The sequence below is a fragment of the Pseudomonas sp. GW821-FHT09H03 genome, from assembly GCF_059415945.1.
Genome location: NZ_JBWKOF010000005.1, coordinates 212,449 through 237,077 on the forward strand (window position 1 = coordinate 212,449; position 24,629 = coordinate 237,077).

At 58.6% G+C, this 24,629-nt stretch carries 8 protein-coding genes; 3 read left to right on the plus strand and 5 right to left on the minus strand.

From position 1 onward, the window contains the following. Positions 1–101: 101 nt before the first annotated feature. Positions 102–3,962: a dermonecrotic toxin domain-containing protein gene (locus AC07OG_RS09270; protein WP_495066834.1), complete on the plus strand. Its 3,861-nt coding sequence runs from the start codon at positions 102–104 to the stop codon at positions 3,960–3,962. Positions 3,963–4,044: 82 nt separating this feature from the next. Here AC07OG_RS09270 and AC07OG_RS09275 read toward each other — a convergent pair whose 3' ends face one another. From AC07OG_RS09275 to AC07OG_RS09285, 3 genes are all read right to left on the minus strand, one after another. Continuing rightward, the gene (locus tag AC07OG_RS09275) at positions 4,045–4,539 is read right to left on the minus strand and encodes a DUF934 domain-containing protein (protein WP_060540606.1); all 495 of its coding nucleotides are present in this window, start codon (positions 4,537–4,539) and stop codon (positions 4,045–4,047) included. Continuing rightward, on the minus strand, positions 4,523–6,181 hold the full coding sequence (locus tag AC07OG_RS09280) for a nitrite/sulfite reductase (protein WP_495066835.1): 1,659 nt from the start codon (positions 6,179–6,181) through the stop codon (positions 4,523–4,525). Before AC07OG_RS09280 ends, AC07OG_RS09275 begins: the two co-directional genes overlap by 17 nt. A 599-nt stretch (positions 6,182–6,780) precedes the next feature. Beyond that, positions 6,781–6,999 carry a DUF2970 domain-containing protein gene (locus AC07OG_RS09285; protein WP_060540608.1) on the minus strand — a complete coding sequence of 73 codons (219 nt, stop codon included), beginning with the start codon at positions 6,997–6,999 and terminating at the stop codon, positions 6,781–6,783. A gap of 152 nt (positions 7,000–7,151) precedes the next feature. Here AC07OG_RS09285 and AC07OG_RS09290 point away from each other — a divergent pair, with 152 nt between their 5' ends. Further along, positions 7,152–14,207: an NEL-type E3 ubiquitin ligase domain-containing protein gene (locus tag AC07OG_RS09290; protein WP_495066836.1), complete on the plus strand. Its 7,056-nt coding sequence runs from the start codon at positions 7,152–7,154 to the stop codon at positions 14,205–14,207. Between the two features lie 68 nt (positions 14,208–14,275). On the opposite strand, the gene metH is transcribed toward AC07OG_RS09290, so the two are convergent. Further along, positions 14,276–17,986 (minus strand): methionine synthase, encoded by a 3,711-nt coding sequence (metH, locus tag AC07OG_RS09295; RefSeq protein ID WP_060540610.1) that lies wholly within the window; start codon positions 17,984–17,986, stop codon positions 14,276–14,278. A 156-nt stretch (positions 17,987–18,142) separates the two neighbouring features. Here metH and AC07OG_RS09300 point away from each other — a divergent pair, with 156 nt between their 5' ends. Then, positions 18,143–20,440 carry a fatty acid cis/trans isomerase gene (locus AC07OG_RS09300; protein WP_495066837.1) on the plus strand — a complete coding sequence of 766 codons (2,298 nt, stop codon included), beginning with the start codon at positions 18,143–18,145 and terminating at the stop codon, positions 20,438–20,440. 57 nt (positions 20,441–20,497) lie between these two features. On the opposite strand, the gene AC07OG_RS09305 is transcribed toward AC07OG_RS09300, so the two are convergent. Continuing rightward, positions 20,498–24,601, minus strand: a complete 4,104-nt coding sequence (locus AC07OG_RS09305) for a dermonecrotic toxin domain-containing protein (RefSeq protein ID WP_495066838.1) — start codon at positions 24,599–24,601, stop codon at positions 20,498–20,500. Positions 24,602–24,629: the final 28 nt, after the last annotated feature.

Consider the following 24,629-nt stretch of genomic DNA (forward strand, 5'->3'; position numbering starts at 1 on the left):
CTCTGCTGATTTTTTCCTCGCCGGTTCAGGATCTTTCCGACTTCCCGCCGACTCGGGCAGGTTTACTGTCGTCATTCATTTATGACTGCAATGGACTGCCCATGAATACCCCCGTACCTGACCCGACCCTCAGCGCTGTCGCGGCTCCCGCGCCCCGGATGCGTGACGAACTGCAGACAGCCTTCAACAGCTCGATGCCACAAACCCCCGCCGATTTTGCGAAGCAACTGTTCCATGAAAAATGGGGGCGCTACATTGATCCGCAAACAGCCGTGCTGGTCACGCTTGATTACAACTACCAGGGCCATCCGCCACAGGATGGCATCCATCAAGGTCAAATATTCAAATCCCAGACCCTGATCCAGGCGTTGCTGGGCAATTACCAGAAGGTCGGTGACGACCGCTTCGGTGAAAACGCTTTCGGCCTGGTCACCCCGCACGACATCGGGCCTTCGGTGCGGATTGTCGAGCACGTTGACGAGTTCGCCCTGCGCGGCAGCGGCAATCACAGCACCTATGAAGGCATCTATCGCCGCACCGTGCCGCAAACCTACGGACCACAAACACAAATCGCCCTGAGGCCCGCGGACTTCAAGCACTGGGTCTGGACCCTGGAACTCAAGGATCTGTATCAGGCGTACCTTGACCGAGCCTGGCCATCGGATACGGCAATTACCGCCAGCCATGCCTATGCGCTGCGAACTTCGGTCAAGGCCGCGTTTGTCATGAATGCGTTTTTGCAGCGCCACGAAAACAGTCTGAGCCAGAAGGGCCTGGAACTGGCCCTGCAAGCCGCGGGATTACCGGCTGGTCAAACCTGGGACAAATTGACGTTCGAACAGATGCAGGCAGCGACCCGTATGCCCAACTCGATCATGGCCGGGCGGCTTGAGGTGTATCGCTACACCGCAACGGATATCTGGACATACCGCGAGCGCAATGGCTCGAGAATTCTGTTCTACATACCCGGCAATTCATCACCCTTTCACGAGTTTTCGGACGCCGCACAAATGCAACGCTGGGTGGTGGCGCAGGGCAGGTCCGAAGACACCAGGCACACCGTGGCGCAGCACTATGCCGAAAACGATCGTACGGATGGCAATTTTCATGCCGGGGTACTGACCGCGCTGGAAGCGATGGCTCAATACCCGGACACTCACTGGCTGACAAAAACCGCCGGCTGGTTCAACAACGACGGGCCTTGGGATCCGGCCGAGTACATAGGCTTCGAGCAGGCTGGCGCGGCCACTGATCCCTTCGCGCAACTGGTGCTCTGCATGAAGCGCGCCGCGCAGGCAGGGGTGGAAACCATTCGTGACGACGCCCAGGTCAACCGTGACAACTTGAGTGCCTTCGTCGAGCCGCTTGTGCAATGGATCAACCGCTTCGGTGCCTTGGCGTTGTTTGTGCCGGGCGGTGAGGGCTTGCTCGCGCTGGCCGGGCTGATTGATGCCGGCTACGGACTGGATCAGGCCGTGAATGGTAAAACTGCCAATGAGCGATCCGAGGGCGTTACGCGCACGGTGTTCGGCTTGCTCAATGCGCTGCCGATGGCTGGCGGCGCGGCTTTGGTAGAGCGCGAGGCAGCTGACATCGACGACTTGGCTAAACCGCCACGGGGCCCGGGCGAAACCGAGGCAGTGTCGCCAGTGGTGGAACCCGCCCGGCCATCGGCTGTTCCCGTTCCGACCCGGGTGGCGCTCCTGCGTGGCATCGGCCCGTCGGTGGCTTCATTCAGTGATGAAATGCTGGCGCAAATCGCCAAGGTCAGCGCGGTCGACGACGACATGCTGCGCCTGATGCAGCAAGGGCGCCCACCGACGCCTTTGCTGGCCGATACGATCAGCCGCTTCAGGATCGATCAGGAGCTTGGCCTGGCCGGTCAACCCGAGCTTTTCGATAGCCGTTATCGATTGCTCCAGCAATCAGGGAATGAATGGGTCCGGTTGTTTCAACAGCAATACCCTGGGTTGCCGACAGGAGCGATCGAACAAATGCTCGATCGCTATGGAGTGGATATTGGCACGGCGCCCGATGTAAGCGAGGCCAGGCACGTGTTCAAGCGCCTGGACAGCAAGGCCCGCCAGTATCAGCAGCACGTGCGGCTCAATCGCGCCTATGAGGGGCTGTACTTGCGTTCGGTGCTCAACCCGGAGTCGGACACACTGGCCTTGCATTCACTGGATAATCTACCCGGTTGGCCACAAAGTCTGCGAATCGACCTCCTCGACGAGTCGACCAGCGGGCGGGTACTGGACCGTATCGGAGCTCCCGTTACAACGGATGTCCGACAGTTGATAAAGAGCGAAAAGCACTATCGGCTCCGGGACCGGAAAACCGACTTGTATACGGCGCTGCTCGGCTTGTTGTCGGACGATGAACGTTCGGCGTTGCAATTGACATCACGTGATCCGGCAAGTGAACTGCGACTCAAGCTCGCTGATCGGGCAATGTCCAGAAGTGATTACATGCAAGGGTTGCAGCGCATGGATAGCAAGCTGCCGTTCAAGCCCCAAGGGCTCAGGGGAGGTGGCTTTCCGCAGACAGCCCAGGGCGAATCGATGAACCATGAAATGATGAGGTTGCAACTCAAGGAGGTTTATCCCGAGTTTTCCAGTGCCGATGCCGATCAGGTATTGCAACGGGCAGGTGCTGGCGCTCAGGCCCACATCGATGGGTTGAAGCAGCAACTCCAGCAGTTGCACACCGACTTGAGCAGTTGGGTCGATCAGGCCACAAACGACGCCGCCGACATGGACATTGATTTTCTGGTTCCCGGCGAAGAAGGAACGCAAGGGCTGACCCAGGCGCAGATCTCAGCCCGTAATGTGGCGATGCTGCAGGAAGTGATCAGGTACGAGGTCGAGACCCGAACCGAACTGGCAGATGAAATGATCGCCATCTGGCAAAAGCGAGACCCGGAGCAGGGCAGCCACTATTCAGGCTCTCACTTGACGGGGTTCAGGATGGAAATGGACTTTGAAGACTTCCATCGATTGCCCACGCTCAATGTTCGCCTCTTGGATGTGAGCGAGTTAACGATGCAAGGTTTTCACCTGTTCGAACGTGAAAGCCTGAATGGCTTCCTGGAGTCTTTTCCTAATCTGCGCACTTTGAATCTGCAAGGCTTCGATCTTCGACTGCCGAACATTGATGGCGAACTGGAAAGTTCGTTGCCTCCCGCCATTGCGCAGTTGCGTCATCTCACTTCGCTGAATCTGCAAAGTACCGAAATGCGATTGAGGGAGAGCACGGCTGGGCAGTTTTGTGAGTTGGTTCAGTTGCAGACACTCAATTTGAGTGAAAACCCGCTAATGGTACCGCCAGTAGTGCTGGGAATGAATGAGCTGCGTTCGCTGAACCTGAGAAACACGCGGATCAGCGCATGTCCGCTTATCAGCATGGATCAGCCGTATCTGAATCGGCTGGACTTGCGGGCTAACCGGATAACCCGGGTGCCTCCCGCCGTCATCAACCAGGCCATCAGCCGTGACCGCGTTCTCTTGCAGGGCAATCCGTTGAGCGACGAAGATACGTTGTTGCGAATCGTGGAGCACCGCAAGCGCACCGGAATCAATCTGTGGTTGAGTGACCTTGGCCTCTCCCACGGCAACGTTGTTGATTGGTTGCGCGAGGGCAGCGAAGAACAGCGGCAGGCCAGACGATTGATCTGGGAGCGTTTGGCAGCAAGACCGCAGGGCGAGCGCTTTTTAAGAGTGCTGGATGGCCTGGTATTGACCGCGGATTTCCGGGTGGATTATCTGTCGCTGCAGGCGCGGGTCTGGCAACTGCTCGGCCAGGCAGATGCTTCTGAGCAGCTTTGGGCGAGACTGACTCAAGATGTCGAGGTGGCGGAGATGGATGCGGACAATCCGTTTGCGATATTCGCGGCGCTGGAGGAACGCGCCAGGCTTTACCGGGACTGGGTAGCGCTGGGGCAACCGTTTCCGATAGAGCACTGAACCGGCGTTGTGCCCGACAGCCTGCATGACAGGCAACTACTGAACGAAGCCTTGACCCGTTGCGGGTCAAGGCTTCGTTTGATCAGCGGCGACGGAACAGCGGCAGCGGTTCGTCGGTTGCGGCCTGATAGGTCACGGAGAAATCCTTGAGACCTTCCAGTGCTTCGTACGGATCTTTATCCGGGCGGACGGCAAAGGCGTCGAAACCGCAGCGATGCATGTAGAACAACTGGTCGCGCAACACATCGCCAATGGCCCGCAGTTCGCCTTTGAACCCATAACGGTCACGCAACAGGCGGGCATTGGAGTAGTTGCGACCATCGGTGAATGCCGGGAAGTTCAAGGCGATAACCTTGAATTGCTCCACGTCATCGCCGATTTCCTCGGCTTCTTCATCGGCATCCAGCCACACGCCCAGCCCGCCATCGCGGGCCTGGAGCATGCGGCTGTGTTCGCGCCACAACTTCAACGGCACGATCAGGTCGTCGCAGTTGCTGATCTCGTCGATATTGAAGTCCTTGGGCAGCAGGTGCCAGGTTTCGTCGACGACTTCGTTGTTCTTAATGATTCGCTGCATAGACGCGTTCCTTGAAGAGGTCGATGCCAATACGCTGATAGGTGTCGATGAAGCGCTCGTCTTCGGTACGTTGTTCGATGTACACATCGATCAGCTTCTCGATCACGTCAGGCATGGCTTCCTGGGCGAAGGACGGGCCGAGGATCTTGCCCAGGCTGGCGTCGCGGCTGGCGCTGCCGCCGAGGGAAACCTGATAGAACTCTTCGCCTTTCTTGTCCACGCCGAGAATGCCGATATGGCCGACGTGGTGGTGACCACAGGCGTTCATGCAACCGGAAATGTTCAGGTCCAGTTCACCGATGTCGAACAGGTAGTCCAGGTCATCGAAACGACGCTGGATCGATTCGGCGATCGGGATCGACTTGGCGTTGGCCAGGGAGCAGAAGTCGCCACCCGGGCAGCAGATGATGTCGGTGAGCAGGCCGATGTTCGGCGTGGCAAAGCCTTTCTCGCGCAACTCGCCCCACAGGGTGAACAGCTTGTCCTGCTCGACGTCGGCCAGGATGATGTTCTGCTCGTGGGAGGTGCGCAGTTGACCGAAGCTGTAACGGTCGGCCAGGTCGGCCACGGCGTCGAGCTGCTTGTCGGTGATGTCGCCCGGTGCAACGCCGGTCGGCTTCAGGGACAGGGTGACTGCGACATAACCCGGCTTCTTGTGGGCCAGGGTGTTGCGCGTGCGCCAGCGGGCGAAGCCCGGGTGTTCCTTGTCGAGCTCGGCCAGAGCGGCGGTCTGGTTGTCCAGGGCCTTGTAGTCCGGGTCGACGAAGTGTTTGGCGACGCGCTGGACTTCGGCTTGGGTCAACGTGGTCTGGCCACCGCGCAGGTGCTCCATTTCCGCGTCGACTTTCTCGGCGAAGACTTCAGGCGTCAGCGCCTTGACCAGAATCTTGATCCGCGCCTTGTACTTGTTGTCGCGACGGCCATAACGGTTGTAGACCCGCAGGATGGCGTCGAGGTAGCTCAACAGGTGTTCCCAGGGCAGGAACTCATTGATGAACGCACCCACGACCGGCGTACGGCCCAGGCCACCGCCGACCAGTACACGGAAACCCAGTTCGCCGGCGGCGTTGTGCACAGGCTCCAGGCCGATGTCGTGGACTTCGATGGCGGCGCGGTCAGCGCTTGAACCGTTCACGGCAATCTTGAACTTGCGCGGCAGGTAGGCGAATTCCGGGTGGAAGGTGGTCCACTGGCGGACGATCTCGCACCATGGGCGCGGGTCGATCAGTTCGTCGGCGGCGACGCCGGCAAACTGGTCGGTGGTAACGTTGCGCAGGCAGTTGCCGCTGGTCTGGATTGCATGCATCTGCACGGTGGCCAGTTCAGCCAGGATGTCTGGAATGTCTTCCACCGCCGGCCAGTTGAACTGCACGTTCTGACGGGTACTGATGTGGGCATAGCCCTTGTCGTAGTCGCGGGCAATTTTGGCCATCATGCGTATCTGTCGCGAGGTCAGCTGGCCGTAAGGCACGGCAACCCGCAACATCGGCGCGAAACGCTGGATATACAGGCCATTTTGCAGGCGCAGGGGGCGGAATTCTTCTTCGCTCAGCTCACCTGCCAGATAGCGTCGGGTCTGATCACGGAACTGCTTGACGCGGTCCTCGATGATTCGCTGATCGTATTCGTCGTATACGTACATATAAGTCCTGTTCTCAGGCTGGGTCGCTCGGATACAGCTGCGTTTTTGTGCTTGCCGGAGTCCGATAAAACCTCTGCAATTCTGCGCGCACGGCCGCGCACTCCCTTCGGAGCCGGGGCAAGATACCAGTTTGCAGTTATGCGCAAAAGTGATGTTTAAGAATATGTAAAGAACCAAATCGCCTAATGGATATCGTCGTTGCATTACCCTTGTTTGTGGTGAGGGCAATCGTCGTCTTTACTGTGATCGAGTCTTTATGCAATCACCGATAAAACCGACAAGAGGCGATGCAATGAGCAACCCAACCAAAGCACAAAAAAGCGATAGCACGGTCGATGCCTGGGCGATTTTGTTTCTGATCATTCTGGTCGTGGGGACAGCGGTTTTCTGGGTCAGCCATCAATAAATGACCCCCGTCCGGGCCCGGCGATGACGATTGGCGGACAAAAGCCGGAATAAACACCGCTCTGGGAATGTTCACTGGCCATAGTGCGCAGCGAATTTACCAGGGGCTCGGACGGCCGAATGTCGAAACCTCTGTGGGGGATCGAACGGGGCGTTACCCGTTCAACCTGCAGAGGCTGATGCGCTGAGCCGTTTCAGACCCCGGCCAGCAACAGCACAAGCTTGACGATGCCAAAGAGCGTCAGCGCAAACACTGCCGTGAACAGTATGCCCAACAGCACGAAATGACTGGGTTTTCCGTGTGTGAAGTCCCGGGCCCGGTTCTTCCCGCTCTGTACCCCAAAGGCGGCCGCCAGGACGCTGTGCAGCATTTGCCAGAAAGTTGGCGGTTTATTGTCGGCTGGATCGTCCATATATCCCTCATTGTGCGCGTGACTCAGGCAAGCATAGACAAGCCGCGGAAAAAAGATCACAGGCTGTGACACCCGCCATAGATATATACCACCTGGAGTCGCGGACCTGCTGATTGACTGATGCCTTATCCAATCGCATCAGGTATTGCTAAATGAATGGGACGTCATCGGCCACGGAAAAAGGCCTGCACAATCATTTCATCAAGAAAAAACTGCACTCGCGGATACGCCATTTCACCTCGGCAAATATCAGCGCTCTGGATCGGGCCAGAACGCCGGGAGGTCTGGCCGAAAACGCTATGCCTGACTGGTTTGAGAAAGCGACCAGCGAACAGCGCCAAAGCGTACGCGATAGTCAGACGTTGAGTCGAACGTCCAACCAGACGTTGGCGCAAACACTGACAGGACTCAAAGGGGTCACCGAATTCGCGCAACCTTTGCTCGAGGCAGCGCTGAGAAAAAGGTTCGGGTTGACCGTGGATGTCACGCAGACCTGGTTCTATCAGAGGATTCTCAGCGACGATCTCGCCACCAACCAGACACTGCTGGAGTTGGCGCTGCGCAATTTTGCAGACGGCCAACCGTTCGATGACGAAGACGTCATTGCAGAGCGGGGTGCTCTGGTTCCCTATTTGGAGGTCGGTAAGGGGCCTTATGGTTGGAACCGCCCGCAAAAGGGGCCGTCAACCCGTTACCGGATCAAGAAGCTCTCGATAAAACCCGCCGATTTCGCCGCCCTCTGCCGTGAGCTGGACATCGGCAAGCGCTACCAGGATCACTTGACGGCGATGTTTGAAGCCGCGGAGCGGGTTTCTACCGTACGAGACCAAACGATCCAGGCGTGGAAGGACAGCCTGCGCGTGCATGCCCATATCGCCCATCTCAAGTCGCTGATCACTTCGTCGGCTTACAACACTTTGCTGGCAGTGCTCAACGGCGACGCATCGCCGACCCTCGACGGTGAGCGCGTCACGTGCAGCCAATTGCACGTGCTGGGTTCGCCTGTCAGTGAATTGTTTGTCATTGGCGCAAGCCGGCGCAAAAACAAAAAGATCGATCTCAGCTGGACGAATCCAGGGGTAAACCTGATTGACGTCCTGACCTACGAAGATTCGCGAATCATAGTGTGCATTCCTGGCGATCCGCTGGCGCCGGTCATGGAGTACGCCTCGCTCAAGGCATTTGAAAATGACTTGTGCTACCGGCTGCGCGATGCGGCCTATCAGCGCGCGTTCCTCAGGTTGATTCCCCACGGCGATGCGGGGAAGTTTCTGCGCAAGATCAGCACGGCGCTGCAAACGCTCAAATGGAGCCCTGACTTCCCCCTCCGCCAGGAGACCCTGCTGGGGCACAGTGACGGAATCTACCAACATGCCTACCGGGACGAACCGGCTCTGGACATCAGTGAGGCGTTCTTTGATACGCAGCCGTTCGGCGAGCTGTACACACGGCACCAGACTCGCCTCAAAGACACGGCCGAACAACTCGCCGTGCCGACGGCCAAGGTCGACCACGACGCCTGGCATGCAAGGATGGTCCACTATGCCGAATGGGGGCTCGACATACTCAATGTGGGCGCATTTTTTGTGCCCGGCCTGGGGGAGGTGATGATGGCCGTGATGGCCGTGCAACTAACCACGGATGTTTATCATGGGGTTGAAGCCTGGAGCATCGGCGATACCGATCAGGCCTGGAATTACCTGGGGTCGGTCGCTGCGAACCTGGCGTTTATGGCTGCGATGGGCGCGGTGGCCAGCAAAGCGCCAAAAGTGCTGTCAAACCCATTTGTCGATGGGCTGGTCAATATCAAGTTGCCGTTTGGCGATGAGCAACTGTGGCGCCCCAGCCTGGCCCCTTACAAGAGCGATGTGGTGTTGCCCGAAGGGCTCAGGCCCAACACGTCGGGGCAGTATGAATTGAACGGCAAGACCTACATCAAACTCGATGGCGATCCATACGAGAAAATTTTCGATCCGGCCTTGGGCAAGTGGCGCCTCAAGCACCCGAAGAACCCGCACGCCTATCACCCGGTGCTGGAACACAATGGTCAGGGCGCCTGGCGTCATCGCTTCGAGCGCCCCTTGGAATGGGATCGAGCGATGATGCTACGGCGCCTGGGCCACGCAACCGACGGACTTGACGTTGCAACCCTGGATAAAATCGCAGAGCTCAGTGGCATCGACGACAATGCACTGCGCAAGTTGCATACCGATAACCGGGCAATGCCATCGGTGCTCTCTGATGTCCTGGCGCAATTTCAAGCCGACCGCCAAGTCACCGAACTGATTGAGCGGGTGCGCCTGGGCGAATCAGTGCCAGACACTCTCGTTAATATTTCTTTGCCGCACGTGGTCAACATGCCGCGTTGGCCGCAGGGTCGAGTCATCGAGATTTTTGATCAGGCAAACCCGGGTCGCGCTTCATTGACTTATGGCAAAGCGTCAATCCCGACCAGGCCGGCCATCAGGATTTCAAACGCGGATGTTTCTCTCGGGAAGCTGCCGCACCGGGTGCTTTCCTCGCTGGACGAGAGTGAGATCACCGCTTTGCTAGGTGGCGAAGGCGCCCGGGTCGAGGCCGAGCGAGAGGCGGTTTTTCGACAGCAGCTGGCCGATCATTTGTCGGCCAATAAAGCCTCAATGTTTGACAGCATCGAAAAGGGCGCCAACGCAACAAAGCTGCAAACGGCTGAACTCAAGGCCTTGCAGCGCAGCTTTCCCGACTTGTCGAATGACGCGGTACAAGAACTACTTTCTCGAGCGACCACCAGAGAGCGTCTGCACTTAAAGCAAACGGCGCGACTGCCCGGCAGTCTGTTACTCAAGGCACGAGCGCGTGCGCGTCTGGCTCGCCTGAACAAGGCCATGGCCGGATTATCACTGGAGAGTATGGCGTCGGCCGACAGCCAGCGTTTGGCCCTGCATGCCTTGCAGAATCTGCCTGGCTGGCCAAAGAACCTGCGCATCGAGCTGCGCCAGGGCGACTGCGGCGGCACCTTGCTCGACAGCATCGGCAGCCCGTCGGCAACGCAGGTCAAGTACCTGGTCAAGGATGGCTATCAACATCGAAAAGCCAATCAGTTTCAGGCTTTTGACCAGCAAGAGAACGCGCTGAACAGTGTGCCGGAGCTGGGTGACAACTTTTTCTCTTCGATCATGCACGCTCTGCCCGACGCTACCCGCGAAGGGCTGGGTCTGCCCCACGTCGGGCAGAGTGTCGCGCTGCAAGAGACACTCACTGCCTACGCTACGCAGCATCGCCAGAAAATGCTCGAGACGCTGGTGCCAAACGCTGCCAGGCAACGCTTCAAACGGCCGCAGCGACTGGCCGACGCAAGGTTGGGGTACCCCTTGAGCGGAAGAGGTGCGGGCGCGTCAGTGAACCAGTCCCTGGTCGGGAGAGTGCGTGATGTTTATCCGCGTTTCTCCGATGAACAGGCGTCGCAAATGATTGAAAGGCTGATACTGGATGGGCGCACCGAATCGCAGATTGCTCACCTGTTGAATCTGCGCGCTCGTGAGTACGAGGGGCTGTGTGCAACGCTCGACCGCTGGCTGGAGACTGCGCAGGGTGAGCCACGCAATCTGCAGAATGCGGCGCAAAGTATTAAAGAAGCCTGGCAAGCCAGGGGTATCGTCGATGGCGAGGCCTCCACGATCATTTTGTTGAACGGCATCGACAGCCTGCCGGCGCTTGCCGCCGACTTCTCCCATGTGCGCCGTGTGTGCATGGATACGGACCTGTTGCTCACTCAAACCCCCGAAGCCATTTCACAAACCTTTCCCAACGTCGCAATGCTTGATCTGACTTACACGGAGTCCAACGATCTGGCACGGGTCGCCGAGGTTCTTGCCGGCCTGCCACAAGTGCGCGAACTCGCGATTTACGGGTACGGACCGTTGTTTGCCGATGGCGCGCAACAAATGATAGGTGCAATGCCGCAACTGGAGCGTTTGTACGTGCTTGGCAAGGTGAACGGGATGGATGTCAGCGCCATGACCGGTTTGCGCTCCCTGACGCTGGCCGGGGACATGGGCTGGCCGCAAGGGGTGCTGGATTTACCTGATCTGGAAGCGTTGTCCATCGAACAAACCTCGATTACAACGCTGCCGGAGGAGTTGTTTACGGGGCACGAAAATATCTGGCGCGCCCTTAAACTCAATTGGATGGCGCTGGAACCCGAGCAGTTCATGCGGACGTTCGAGCACGTATCGAGTCATCTTGCACACGTGTTTGACGTCGACGCCATGGTGCACGGCTATTGCCGCAAGACCTTGCAACGCATCCTTTCCGATGATTCGGTATTTTCCGCCAGCGTCATGCGCGAGTTGCTCGCCGAGGGCATGTCCAATCGCATGTTGGTGCAGCGTTTCACACAACTGAACCTGGAGGAGACGAGTCTGGAGCGGCAGCTGTCCCGGTGGCATCAATCATTCGCCACTGGCGATCGCTTCAACGCCTCTGTGCTGAATGCGCAGCGTATTTGCTCCGACATCAGAAGTTGTTGGCTTGCCGGTCTGCGCAAACGTTATGGCGGGGAAACTGCGCAGGTCGCTCAGCCGTCGACTTCATGGGGGGCTCCTCAGGCGCAACCGCTTCGCGCGGCGTTCCTTGATCTGGCAGGCTCGCCATTGGGCTCGTTGCCTGAGCTGCCGGCGCTGCCGACCACCGGTTTTACCCATGTGCAGGTGTTGGGTCTGTCGGACCTGCGGGTGTCGGCTGAAGATCTCAGCGGTTTTGTGCAGCACTTTCCCGAGGTGCGATCGGTGGATCTGAGCGGCAATCAATTGTCCACGATTCCCCAGGGGTTGAGCACACTGGGTCGATTGACAGAGTTGAACCTGGCGCGCAATCAACTTTCAGTCACGGCGGCGGTGCAGGCCGACTTGAATCGCCTGACCGCCCTTGAACAGTTGAACTTGCAGCTCAATCGGGTGGAATCGCTGGATGTCACCGCGATGACCCATCTGCAGACCTTGCGCCTGGGCCGCACGGGCATCAAAGAATGGCCCAATGGCGCGCTCGATCTGCCGGGGCTGCGCAAACTGGATTTGAGCCGTACGGCGATCACGACCATTCCCGAGCAGGCGCTGACCGAAGGTTTCAGTACTGTGGTCGATGTCAGCGGGTGTGCGCTGACACCCCGGGCGCGAACGGATTTGCTGGCCAGTACTTCCGCTCCCAAGGTAATGGGGATCGAGCGAACGGCATTGCTGGAGGGGCGAACCGGGGGCGAGCCGGAGTATTTTCCTGAGTTTGTGTCGCACAATCCCGCGCTATTGCTTGAAGTGCCTTCGATCACAGCCCAGGAACTACAACAAATTGCGCCAGTGGCACGGCTGATGCGACTGGATGCCCAGTTACTGGAGTCGGAGGCGACACAACGCATAGAGGCACTTTCCAGCAAGGGTATGAACGCAGAAGACGTTGATGGGCAAATCGCGGACTGGGAGCAGCAGCACCAGAATCTGGTTCAGACCCTCAACGCCTGGATCGAACAACCGCCCTATCAGGTCGGGGACTTGCGTACTTTGACTTGGGTGTCGGCGCTGGAACGGCGCCGGGCCGCCGATCAACTGCTGACGTGCTGGCGGCAAAACCTTCGCGGCGCAGCGGCGGGCGAGCATCCGGCCGGGGCCTACACCCTTGATTTTTCATCGATGCCGCTGGGAAGTTTTCCGCCATTGGCGGGTGATTTTGCCCATGTTGGCACTTTGAAAATCAACCGGGTTTATCTGAGCGAGCAAGGTTTGCAGGGACTGGTCGACGCATTCAGCCATATCCACACCCTGGAGATCGATTCCAATGGCCTGTTGAATTTGCCGGAGGCGGTTACCTCCTTTCGTCAGCTCAAAAGGCTTAGCGCGGCTCGCAACGAGATGATCAACACACTGGACTTGCAGGCTCGAGTGTCAGCCCTGACCACCCTGGAGTCATTGAATCTGGCGTCGAACGCGCTGGAGGGACTCAATGTCACGGCCCTGAGGAATCTGCGCGAGCTCGACCTGCATGAGAACAATCTGGTCGTCTGGCCGGAGGGCGCGCTGCAACTTCCCTTGCTAAGGACGCTGAATTTGAGCGAAAACATGATCGAAGTGTTGCCCGAGGGACTTCTGAGTGATGTCCCGAGCGAGCTGGTCAGGGGTATCAATCTCACGGACAACAGCCTGGATGACGATGAGCTGAATGAGATTGGCAGTTATCTGGAGCGCACCGGTCATGGCTTGGGTTATACCACCGAGAGTCTTGATCAGGCATTGCGCACTTATGAGCACGAGTTTGGTGAGGGCGAGTCCACTTCTGACGGATCGGAATACGACACGAGTGACGAAGAAGTGGTGGTCGACACGACAGGGGATGTGGCCCGGGAGCAATGGATAGATTCGACATCCAGCACAGCTGATGAACTGAGCGGGATATGGAGCAATTTCAAACAAGAGCCCGCAAGCACGGCTTTTTTCAAGATGCTTCACAAGCTGTTGGGTACACCGGAGTACAAGTTACAACCCGGCAAGCTGAGGTTACGTGTCGCGGATGTTCTCAGGGCAGCCCAGGAAGATGAAACCCTCAGGGGTGTGCTGTTTGAAATGGCCAATGTGTCTGACACCTGTCCGGACGGTTACGCCCTGGTGTTCAGTGATATCGAGGTGAAAGTCTACGAGTGCGGCATTCTGAAGGCGGCTCCAGTGCAGGACCAGGCCAATCTTTTGTTCCGGCTTGGCAGGGCCCAGTTCCGCCTCGACACAATCGAGTCGATCGCCGCAGACTTCATCAAACTGCGCAAGCGCTTGAAGCTCCATTACGATGAAGCAGAAGTGCAGTTGGCGTACCGCATTGGCCTTGCCGATCGGCTGGACCTGCCGGGGCAGTTCAGAAACATGCGCTACGAGCAGTCCTCGCATGTGACGAGGGAGATGATTGATGAGGCGTATGCCAAGGTCATCGCTGCCGAGCAGTCACAGGATCTGATCGTGGCTTTGGTGCAGCGCACCTATTGGGCGGATCTGCTCAAGAGCGAAAACCCTGAGCGGTTCATCGAACTGGAACAAGAGCGCAGCCAACGGCTGGAGGTGCTCGAGGGTCAATATCCGCAATTCAATGAGGCCTATAAGAGCGCCTTGGTGATGCTGGACATTGAAATGAAGCAAAAGGAAATGCAGGTGTTGATCGAACTATCAGGTCCGAAGATCGCCACGCTCACGCCGTGAACCTGTCATCCCGTTGATTGAAGACCCCGGGGGCAGTGTCTGGCCCCCCGGGTGTTTCGGGCAATCAATCAGTTGTCATAGCCCAGGTTCGGCGCCAGCCAGCGTTCGGTCACGCTCAACTCCTGGCCTTTACGCGACGTGTAGCTTTGCACCTGATCCTTGTCGACCTTGCCCACGGCAAAGTATTGCGCCTGCGGGTGGGCGAAGTACCAGCCGCTGACTGCTGCCGCCGGGAACATCGCATAGTGTTCGGTGAGGAACACGCCGCTGCGGCCTGCGCGCATTTCCTCGGCTTCTGGATCGAGCAGGGCGAACAACTGGGCCTTCTCGGTGTGATCGGGGCACGCCGGGTAGCCCGGGGCAGGGCGGATGCCGCTGTATTGCTCCTTGATCAGCGCCTCGTTGTCGAGCGCTTCGTCCTTGGCATAACCCCAATAGTCTTTACGCACCTGCTGGTGCAGCCACTCGGCGCAGGCCTCGGCCAGGCGGTCGGCCAGGGCCTTGACCATGATCGAGTTGTAGTCGTCGCCGGCATCCTGATAAGCCTTGGCCACTTCTTCGGCGCCGATGCCGGCGGTGGTGATGAAGCCGCCCACATAGTCGGTGACCTCACTGTCCTTGGGTGCGACGAAGTCGGCCAGGGAGAAGTTCGGCTTGCCGTCGGTCTTGATGATCTGCTGGCGCAGGTGATGCAGCTTGGCCATTGGCTTGCCGTCATCGCCGTAGAGTTCGATGTCGTCGTCATGCACCTGGTTGGCCGGCCAGAAACCGAACACCGCGCGGGCGCTGATCAGCTTTTCGTCGATCAGTTTGCGCAGCATTTCCCTTGCGTCGGTGTACAACGAGGTGGCAGCTTCACCGACCACTTCGTCCTGGAGAATGCGCGGGAACTTGCCGGCCAGGTCCCAGGAGATGAAAAACGGCGTCCAGTCGATGTACTCGGCCAGAACGTTAAGGTCGATGTTGTCCAGCACGCGGGTGCCAGTGAAGGTCGGCTTGACCGGCGTGTAGCCTGCCCAGTCGAACTGCGGCTTCTTGGCGATGGCCGCGCCATAGCTCAGGCGTTCGGTGCGGGCACTGCGGTTGGCGGTGCGCTCGCGAACGTCGATGTAGTCCAGGCGGGTTTTCTCGACAAAACCGGCCTTGAGTTCCTTGGACAGCAACTGGGTTGCCACGCCGACAGCGCGGGAGGCGTCGGTGACGTAGATCACCGCGTCATTGCTGTATTTGGGTTCGATCTTCACCGCCGTGTGCGCCTTGGAGGTGGTCGCGCCGCCGATCATCAGCGGCAGGTGGAAGTCCTGGCGCTGCATTTCCCGGGCGACGTGGACCATCTCATCCAGGGACGGCGTGATCAGCCCGGACAGGCCGATGATGTCGCACTTCTGCTCCTTGGCCACCTGCAGGATCTTTTCCGCCGGCACCATCACGCCCAGGTCGACGATGTCGTAACCGTTGCAACCGAGCACGACGCCGACGATGTTCTTGCCGATGTCATGCACGTCGCCCTTGACGGTGGCCATGAGGATCTTGCCCTTGGCTTCTGGCTTGTCGCCTTTTTCCAGTTCGATGAACGGGATCAGGTGCGCCACGGCCTGCTTCATCACCCGGGCGGACTTGACCACCTGCGGCAGGAACATTTTGCCGGCGCCGAACAGGTCGCCGACGATGTTCATGCCGGACATCAGCGGGCCTTCGATCACTTCGATCGGGCGGGCGAAGGACTGACGGGATTCTTCGGTGTCTTCGACGATGTGGGTGGTGATGCCCTTGACCAGTGCGTGCTCCAGGCGCTTGTTGACGTCCCAGTTGCGCCACTCTTCGGTCTCTGCTTCCTTGACGCTGCCGTCGCCTTTGTACTTGTCGGCGATGGCGAGGAGGGCGTCGGTGCCTTCCGGGGTACGGTTGAGGATCACGTCTTCCACGGCGTCGCGCAGTTCTGCCGGGATCTGGTCGTAGATCTCCAGTTGCCCGGCGTTGACGATGCCCATGGTCAGGCCGGAACGGATCGCGTACAGCAGGAACACCGAGTGAATCGCCTCGCGCACCGGGTTGTTGCCACGGAACGAGAACGACACGTTGGACACGCCGCCGGAGGTCAGCGCGTATGGCAGTTCATCGCGGATGTAGGCACAGGCATTGATGAAATCGACGGCGTAGTTGTTGTGTTCTTCGATGCCGGTGGCCACGGCGAAGATGTTCGGGTCGAAGATGATGTCTTCCGGCGGGAAGTCTACTTCGTTGACCAGAATGTCGTAGGAGCGCTTGCAGATTTCTTTCTTGCGCGCTTCGGTGTCGGCCTGGCCGGCTTCGTCGAAGGCCATCACTACCACGGCGGCGCCGTAGCGCTTGCACAGTTTGGCGTGGTGAATGAACTGCTCGACGCCTTCTTTCATGCTGATCGAGTTGACGATGCCCTTGCCCTGGATGCATTTGAGGCCGGCTTCAATCACTTCCCACTTGGAGGAGTCGATCATGATCGGTACGCGAGAGATGTCCGGTTCGCCGGCAATCAGATTGAGGAAGGTCACCATGGCCTTCTTCGAATCGAGCATCCCTTCGTCCATGTTGATGTCGATCACCTGGGCGCCGGCTTCGACCTGCTGCAGCGCGACTTCCAGGGCTTCGGTGTAGTTGTCTTCGCGGATCAGGCGGGCGAACTTGGCGGAACCGGTGATGTTGGTGCGCTCGCCGACGTTGACGAACAGCGAGTTGCGATCGATGGTGAAGGGTTCCAGGCCCGAGAGGCGGCAAGCCTTGGGAATGTCCGGGATTTCCCGCGGTGCATAACCGGCCACGGCCTTGGCGATGGCTTCGATGTGGCCCGGAGTGGTGCCGCAGCAACCGCCGACGATGTTGAGGAAGCCGCTTTGGGCGAACTCTTCGATGACCTTGGCGGTTTGTGCCGGCAGTTCGTCGTATTCGCCGAATTCGTTCGGCAGGCCGGCGTTCGGGTGTGCGGAAACGTGGGTGTTGGCCTTGTTCGATAACTCTTCGAGGTACGGGCGCAGTTCGCTGGCGCCGAGGGCGCAGTTCAGGCCGACGGAAATCGGCTTGGCGTGGGCCACGGAGTTCCAGAAGGCTTCGGTGGTCTGGCCGGACAGGGTGCGACCGGAAGCATCGGTGATGGTGCCGGAAATCATGATCGGCAATTCGACGCCCAGTTCCTCGAACACACCTTGCACGGCGAAGATCGCCGCTTTGGCGTTGAGGGTGTCGAAAATGGTTTCGATCAGGATCAGGTCGGCGCCACCTTCAATCAGGCCTTTGGTGGCCTCGGTGTAGTTTTCCACCAGTTCATCGAAGGTCACGTTGCGATAGCCGGGGTTGTTCACGTCTGGCGACAGCGAGCAGGTGCGGCTGGTCGGGCCCAGGACGCCGGCGACGAAGCGTGGCTTGTCCGGGTTCTCGAGGGTTTTCGCATCGGCGACCTTGCGGGCCAGGCGCGCGCCTTCCACGTTCAGTTCGTACGCCAGTTCTTCCATGCCGTAGTCGGCCATGGAAATCCGGGTGGCGTTAAAGGTGTTGGTTTCCAGAATGTCAGCGCCGGCATCCAGGTAGGCTTTCTCGATGCCGCCAATCACATCCGGGCGCGTCAGCACCAACAGGTCGTTGTTGCCTTTGACATCGCTGGGCCAGTCAGCGAAGCGTTTGCCACGGTAATCCTGTTCCTCGAGCTTGTAGCTCTGGATCATCGTACCCATGCCGCCATCGAGTATCAGGATGCGCTCTTTGAGGGCGTGCTTGAGAGCTTGAAGGCGAACACTGCGATCGGACATTTGGACTACTCGGTAAGACCATGACGAAGGGCCGGGATCATAGCAAACTTGTGCGCTTGTAGAGCATCCTCGGGATTTGCATGAATATCGCTCATGTTGGCGCGGTCGTCAGGCCGGTAGAATCGCGGCGTTTTCAAAAGGATCAGGACCAGGGACATGTCGTATCGTTTCGTCATCAGCACTGTGCTGTTGTTTTTAAGCTGGGGCGCAACGGCGCAGGGCCCGGCGATTTCCTCTGCCATTTCCTACAGTCGCGACATTCAGCCGATCTTCACGGAAAAATGCGTGGCGTGCCATGCCTGCAACGACGCTGCCTGCCAGCTCAATCTGGGCAGCGGTGAGGGCGCGGCACGGGGGGCGACAAAAGTCCCGGTGTACGATGGTGACCGCAGGCAGGCAGTTGCACCGACCCGGCTGTTTTATGACGCCTGGGGCAAGCAGGCCTGGCAACAGAAGGGGTTTTATCCGGTGCTCGACGCCCAGGCCACCCAGGCCGGGTTGATGGCGCGGATGCTTGAGTTGGGGCATAAAACCCCATTGCAGCCCAATGCCAAACTACCGGCGGACATCGTCCTGGGCCTGAGCCGCAATAATATGTGCGCCACGCCCGCCGAGTTTGACGGCTATGCCGCCACTCATCCCAAAGAGGGCATGCCGCTGGCGGTGACCGGCCTGACCGATCAGCAATACCAGACGCTGCAGCGCTGGCTGGCGTCCGGTGCGCCGATCGATGAACACGCCCTGGTCCCCAGCGCAAAAGAGGCGTTGCAGGTGGTGCAATGGGAAAGCCTGCTGAACTCGCCCGGCGCCCGGGAAAGCCTGGTGGGGCGCTGGCTGTATGAGCACTGGTTCCTCGCGCACGTGTTTTTCAAGGAGGGTGAGCCCGGGCACTTCTTCCAGTGGGTGCGCTCGCGCACACCGACCGGCCAGCCGATCGGCCTGATCAATACCCGTCGCCCGAACGATGATCCGGGCACCGTGTTTTATTACCGCTTGTGGCCGGTGCAAGGCGTGATCGTGCACAAGACCCACATCAGCTATCCGCTGAGCGCGGCGAAACTGGCACGGGTGAAAAGCCTGTTCTACAGCGGCAACTGGCAGGTCGATGCCTTGCCGGGTTACGGACCGGAGCGCCGGGCCAACCCGTTTGCGACGTTCGAAGCGATTCCGGCCCAGGCGCGTTATCAGTTCATGCTCGATAACGCCGAGTACTTCGTGCGCACCTTTATCCGTGGTCCGGTGTGTCGTGGGCAGATTGCCACGGACGTGATCCGCGACAACTTCTGGGCGCTGTTCCAGGCGCCGGAGCACGATCTATACGTTATCGATCCGAATTATCGTGGCCAGGCGACGCCTTTGCTGGCGATGCCGGGACAGAACGACGATGTCGGCAGTGTCCTGAGCTTGTGGCATGACTACCGCGACAAACGCAACGAATACGAAGTGCTGCGCCGGGACAGCTACGCCGAGGTGCCGGCACCGAGCTGGTCGAGCCTGTGGGCCGGCAACGACAACTCGCTGCTGAGCATTTTCCGCCATTTCGACAGCGCCTCGGTGACCAAGGGCCTGATTGGCGACGTACCGCAGACGATGTGGCTGTTCGATTTCCCGTTGCTGGAGCGCACTTATTATCAGTTGGCGGTCAACTACGACGTGTTCGGCAACGTCTCCCATCAAGCCCAGACGCGCCTGTACTTCGACCTGATCCGCAATGGGGCCGAACAGAACTTCCTGCGCTTGATGCCCGCCGATTCACGCGAGGGCTACCTCGACGACTGGTATCAGAACAGTGGCAAATTCAAGATGTGGCTGGACTACGAGGCTATTGACGATGACACACCGACCGCGCTGAAACTGGACGCGGCAGATCCCAAGCGCGATTTTGCCCGGCAATTGCTGGCCCGGTATGGCGAGCTCAATGCCCGGCCCGATCCGATCAATCGCTGCGAGGGCGCCTATTGCTCGCGCCCAAACATTGATCCCGAGTTGCAGGCTGCCGAGCAGGCAATGAGCCGCCTGACCGCGCGCCCTGCGGCAGGTCTGAAGGTCATTGACCTGTTGCCGGAAGCGACCATGTTGCGCGTCGAGACTCGCAGCGGCAAACGCGAGGTCTACAGCCTTTTGCGCAACCGTGCGCACAGCAATGTGGCGTTTCTGTTGGGTGAGTCGCTGCGCTACCAGCCAGGGCTGGACACCGTCACGATTTTCCCGGGCGTTCTCAGCAGCTACCCCAACTTCATGTTCAACATTTCGGCCGGGCAAGTTCCCGTGTTCGTGGATGCAATGGAGCGCGCCAGGGATGCGAGTGACTTCGAGAAAATCGTCGAGCGCTGGGGTATACGTCGCAGTCATCCGCAGTTCTGGCAGTACTTCCATGACTTGAGTCGTTACATTCACGAGACCGAGCCGGTGGAAGAGGGCGTACTGGACATGAATCGCTACGAGAATCTCTAGCGGGTCGTTGACTGCGAGGCAGGCGATAGAAAAGCGAGGTCAGAGCCTGTACAGGGCTCAGACCTCGATCATCGCCAATTCATCCATCAGCGCGTCAGTCAGTGCATCAAGGTCACTGAAACGTCGGTTGCTCACCGCGCCGAATGCTGCGTGGTTGACATAGGCCTGGCTGCCGTCAGCGAACACCGGTACATCAATGCGCTCGCCTTGAGCGTTCACGTAGTGCACGGCTATCTGGCCGGAAGGCGTTCTGGTCGTCGTGAACTGATTGGGGCTATGCACACGAAAGGCGATCTCGTGTTCATTTGTCGGGCACGGCAGGCAGGCGAGCAGGTCGCATCCGTGAGTGACCTGGTGAGTTCCGGAAGGGGAATGGATAACGATGCCCGGATCACTTTTGACTCGCATGCTCGGTTGCGTGGCAATACGACTGTCCACCCGGACGCTGGAGGCATTGGTCAATTCGACCAGCCCGGGAATGCTCTGCAGTGTATTGCTGTGTCCTTGCCCGACAAGTGCGACCCAGCGATGCGGGCCGTGGGCCAACTGGTCAAATGAAATTTTTTTCCAGGCAAAGAAGTTGAACATCGTCACCCGATCAAGTTGATCCGATAGCGTCGGCAGGATGTGGGAGGGTATGAGAGTCTGCGCAGTGATCAATGAGCTTGCGGTGGTATCCAGGGCCATGACCGGGATTGCTTGAGCATGCGCTTCTTCTACCAGACGCGTGTAGCTGTAGGCGTCCGGGACGGTGCTCAGGTCATCAACCAGTTGAAGCCTGTCTCTCAGCACATGAGGCAAATGAGCTGTTGGTGATGCGTTGAACTGATCCAGAAGGGCCTGGTGCAGGTCAGTGTTCAGTACTTCCAGGTAAAACCCCCGGACACCCTGGCGTTTGAGTTCCGCCATGTTGTTGATTAAAAACTGACGTGTCAGCGAATAGTGATGCGTTTCTCCGAACACCAGCCCATTGCGCTGGCCGAACAGGTATTGGAAAAGTTGATCGGGCGACAGATTCCGGCCCGGTAGCATGAACGGTCTGGCAGGGGCCTGGAAGGTTCGAAAGTAGCTTCTGGCATGTCGGCGCAATCTCGATTGAATGGCAAAGATGTGCAACACGCCCGCTGTCTGGGCATTCATCGCAAAGGTCGGATGTAGCATGCCAAGACTCATGGAGCCGGCGAGCGAGACATTGAGCGCCGGCAGCGCCGCTCGGTCTGCCGGGGGCAATTCATAATCCAGGTAAGTGGTCTGCAGCGGACCTTTTTCGATAGGGCCCATGCCTCCTGATAATCGCAGCATGGGTTCGGCTTGCCAGTTTTCCAGTGTTTCATCCAGAACCAGCGGGTAGCGCAGGGTTTTGTAACCCGTACCCTGGGGGTAAAGGAAACGCTGCCCCTGCGCTGTATCGCACAGGTAGTGCTTGCGGGCGATCAAGACGTATTGTTGGGGCGAAGTCTTGCTCTGAAAAAGATTGCCTTTGATCAGGTCCAGATCCAGCGGGTTGACCGCCACCTCTATTCCGGACAGATCAGGGGGCGGTCTGAATGCCGGTACCGCGCCGAATGCCGGTAGCCGCAAGGGTCGCCCCTTGGCTGCGGTGATGGACCAGAGGGCTCTGGCCGCAGACTTTGACGCCGCCATCTGATTGAGCAGCAGGAACGTTCGAGTAACGCTGCGGACGGCTTTGAAGGCGCTGGTGATGGGCAGAAAGCTGATCAGGTTCAGCGACAGGTCCAGCCCGAAGCTGATTTTGTTCCACAACGATTGTCGTTCGACTTCGGCGTTGCTGGTGGATTGATGATCGGCGTTACGCCGCAGCGTGACGACCTGCTGCTCGTACAAGGCGTCGTGCAGGGAGGTGTTAATGGCAAAGGTATGAAGGGTGTCAAAGGGGTTGCCGATTCGGCTTCGGGCATTGAGCACCAGCTCGCTCAACAAGAGGGTGCGAGCGACCTTGCTTTCGGTCAGTGCCGCCTGCCCGGGCGTTGACAGGCGTTGCATGAAGTAGTGGCGCCATTCGGGCGATGTGTCCCACTGATCCTTGAGGAACTGCTGCATCGTCGCACTATCGGCAAACTCCTTGATGGCGTGTCCCGTCGGTGCCCAAGGGGTGTAAAGGATGACGTTGGGCAGCGCTCGGCGATTGTCCACGCTGATCATCAATACATCATTGAGGTTGTAGCCGTTGCGGGCATCCGGGGAATTGGCAATCAGAAGCGAGCTCGCCACGATTTTGTGTTTGCCAACGGTTTTTCGGCTGGCCGGGGTATCGCCATCGATGAGTGCCTTGACCCATTGGTAGCCACGGTTTTCCCTGTCCTCGAGAAAACAGTTTGGGTCCAGCCTGGCCGCCAGCGCATGAGTCGCCAGGCTGGCTCGGTGAGCATCGATCCAGGTTTTGCGCAGGGACGAACCTTTCTCCATCAGGCGTGTTTGCAGTAACTGGTCGTAACCTTTGCTCACGTCCAGCGTCTGGACGAGGGATGTCAGATAGCTTGCATCGAACTGGATGGGTGCGCCGGACGTGGTCTTGCCGGACGCAGACATCGAGGTTTTTTCACCGGTAAACAACTTGTAGAAGCTGAAGTCCCACGGATTACTGTTTTTTAGTGCAAATTCGGTCAATGACAGGGTGATCGTGTACTCAGGCCGGATTGTCGGGTCACTGGTGTAGGGGACTTGATCAGCTCCAACGCCGCCGCCCGTGCTGGCGGGGTTGATACTGGTGGTCATGGTGACGGGTACTTTATCCGGGTCAATTTCCTTGTCCGGGTAATCGATTGCCAGTTGCCGGACCAGTTCCTTGCGGGAAAATTCTCGCAGGAGCGGTATGGCTGCTTCCCGGATCTTTGTGGCCAGGATTTTATTGGCTGCCAGCTCGGACTCTGCCAGCCGTTTGAGTGCTTGTTGGTCCGCTGGACCGGCCTCCCGGTACCAGGATGGCAAACTTGCCTCGATGAAACGTCGGCTGCGTTCGATCAGCAGGTCCCGGGTATCCAGGAATGAGCCGATAGTGGCCAGACGGTTGAACAGTTCATGGACCTGCTTGCCGTTGACCTCATGTCGGGGCAATTGACGCCAGCCGTACTCGATGTCCTGTTTCTGCAAGGCCAGCAACGCGTGCACTCGATTTTCGAAAAGGTTCTCGTGAACTTGAATGTAACTGAACAGCGGTGACGCCTGGTATCCGTTGGCGCGTGCCTGGTCTTGCCAGGTGATATGGGTCATCAGGCTGTCGCCGGTACCGGCATTGGTGAATCTGGTACGCAAAAATTGATCAAGAGCCTGCAGTGAGACAAATGAATCAATACCCACATCCTGGGTGAAAAGCGCGACTGCACCGATATCGGTGTTTGCATCGATATCGGCAACAGGGGTTTTGCTTGAGAGCACGAATACCCCGGCCAAAGGGATGTCAGGCTCGTCGTTCCGGCCTTTAAGGCTCAGCGAGAAGGCGGCTGGCCTATGCGTTTGCGGTAGATGTGCGCGTAATTGGCTGGATGGATGGCTGACGATTTGCCCGACCAGCGTCTTGCATGACTCGTCAAGTGTGCCGTCTTCCACACGCAATGCCGCTTCGGCCAGCAAGGCCTTGGCCAATTGATCGGCCAGCCATTGGCGACGGGTCATCGGGTTGCCCGGCGTGTATGCCCCGCGCCAGAAACGGTCCAGTTGCTGCTGATAGTGGCGATCCGGCCTGCGGATCAGCTCTTCAATAAAGGTTTCGAATGCTGGCGTGCTGCCGATGGTGCTGTTGATGGTGCGTAACTTGTGCGGGGCAGACGGATCATTCACCTGGTAAGTGGCTTTGGCGTAGTAGCGGTAAAACCGGTTTGGGGCGTCAAAATTCTCTCCTCCCCAGGGCTTGTCGTTGAACAGCGCGGACAACGGGCGTTGCGCTGTGCCTGAGCGCACAACCGTTTCCGAGCCTGATGGGAGGGTGAGCTTGATGTGTTCTTCGTAGCTCACTGCTTCCAGGGTAACGGGCGGGGGATGATCGAGGAACGAACGCTGGATTTTTGCATCGAGCAGGTCTGCCAGCACCCCGGCGGCTTCGGGCTGTTGGTCGAGCAGATGCTTTAGCGCGAGTTGATGCTCAAGCAGTTGTTTCAGGTAGGTTTGCTGTCGGGCTTCGATCAAGGCAGCGGAAGCGGTCATAGGGGAGGCGCCTGATAAAGAATTCTCA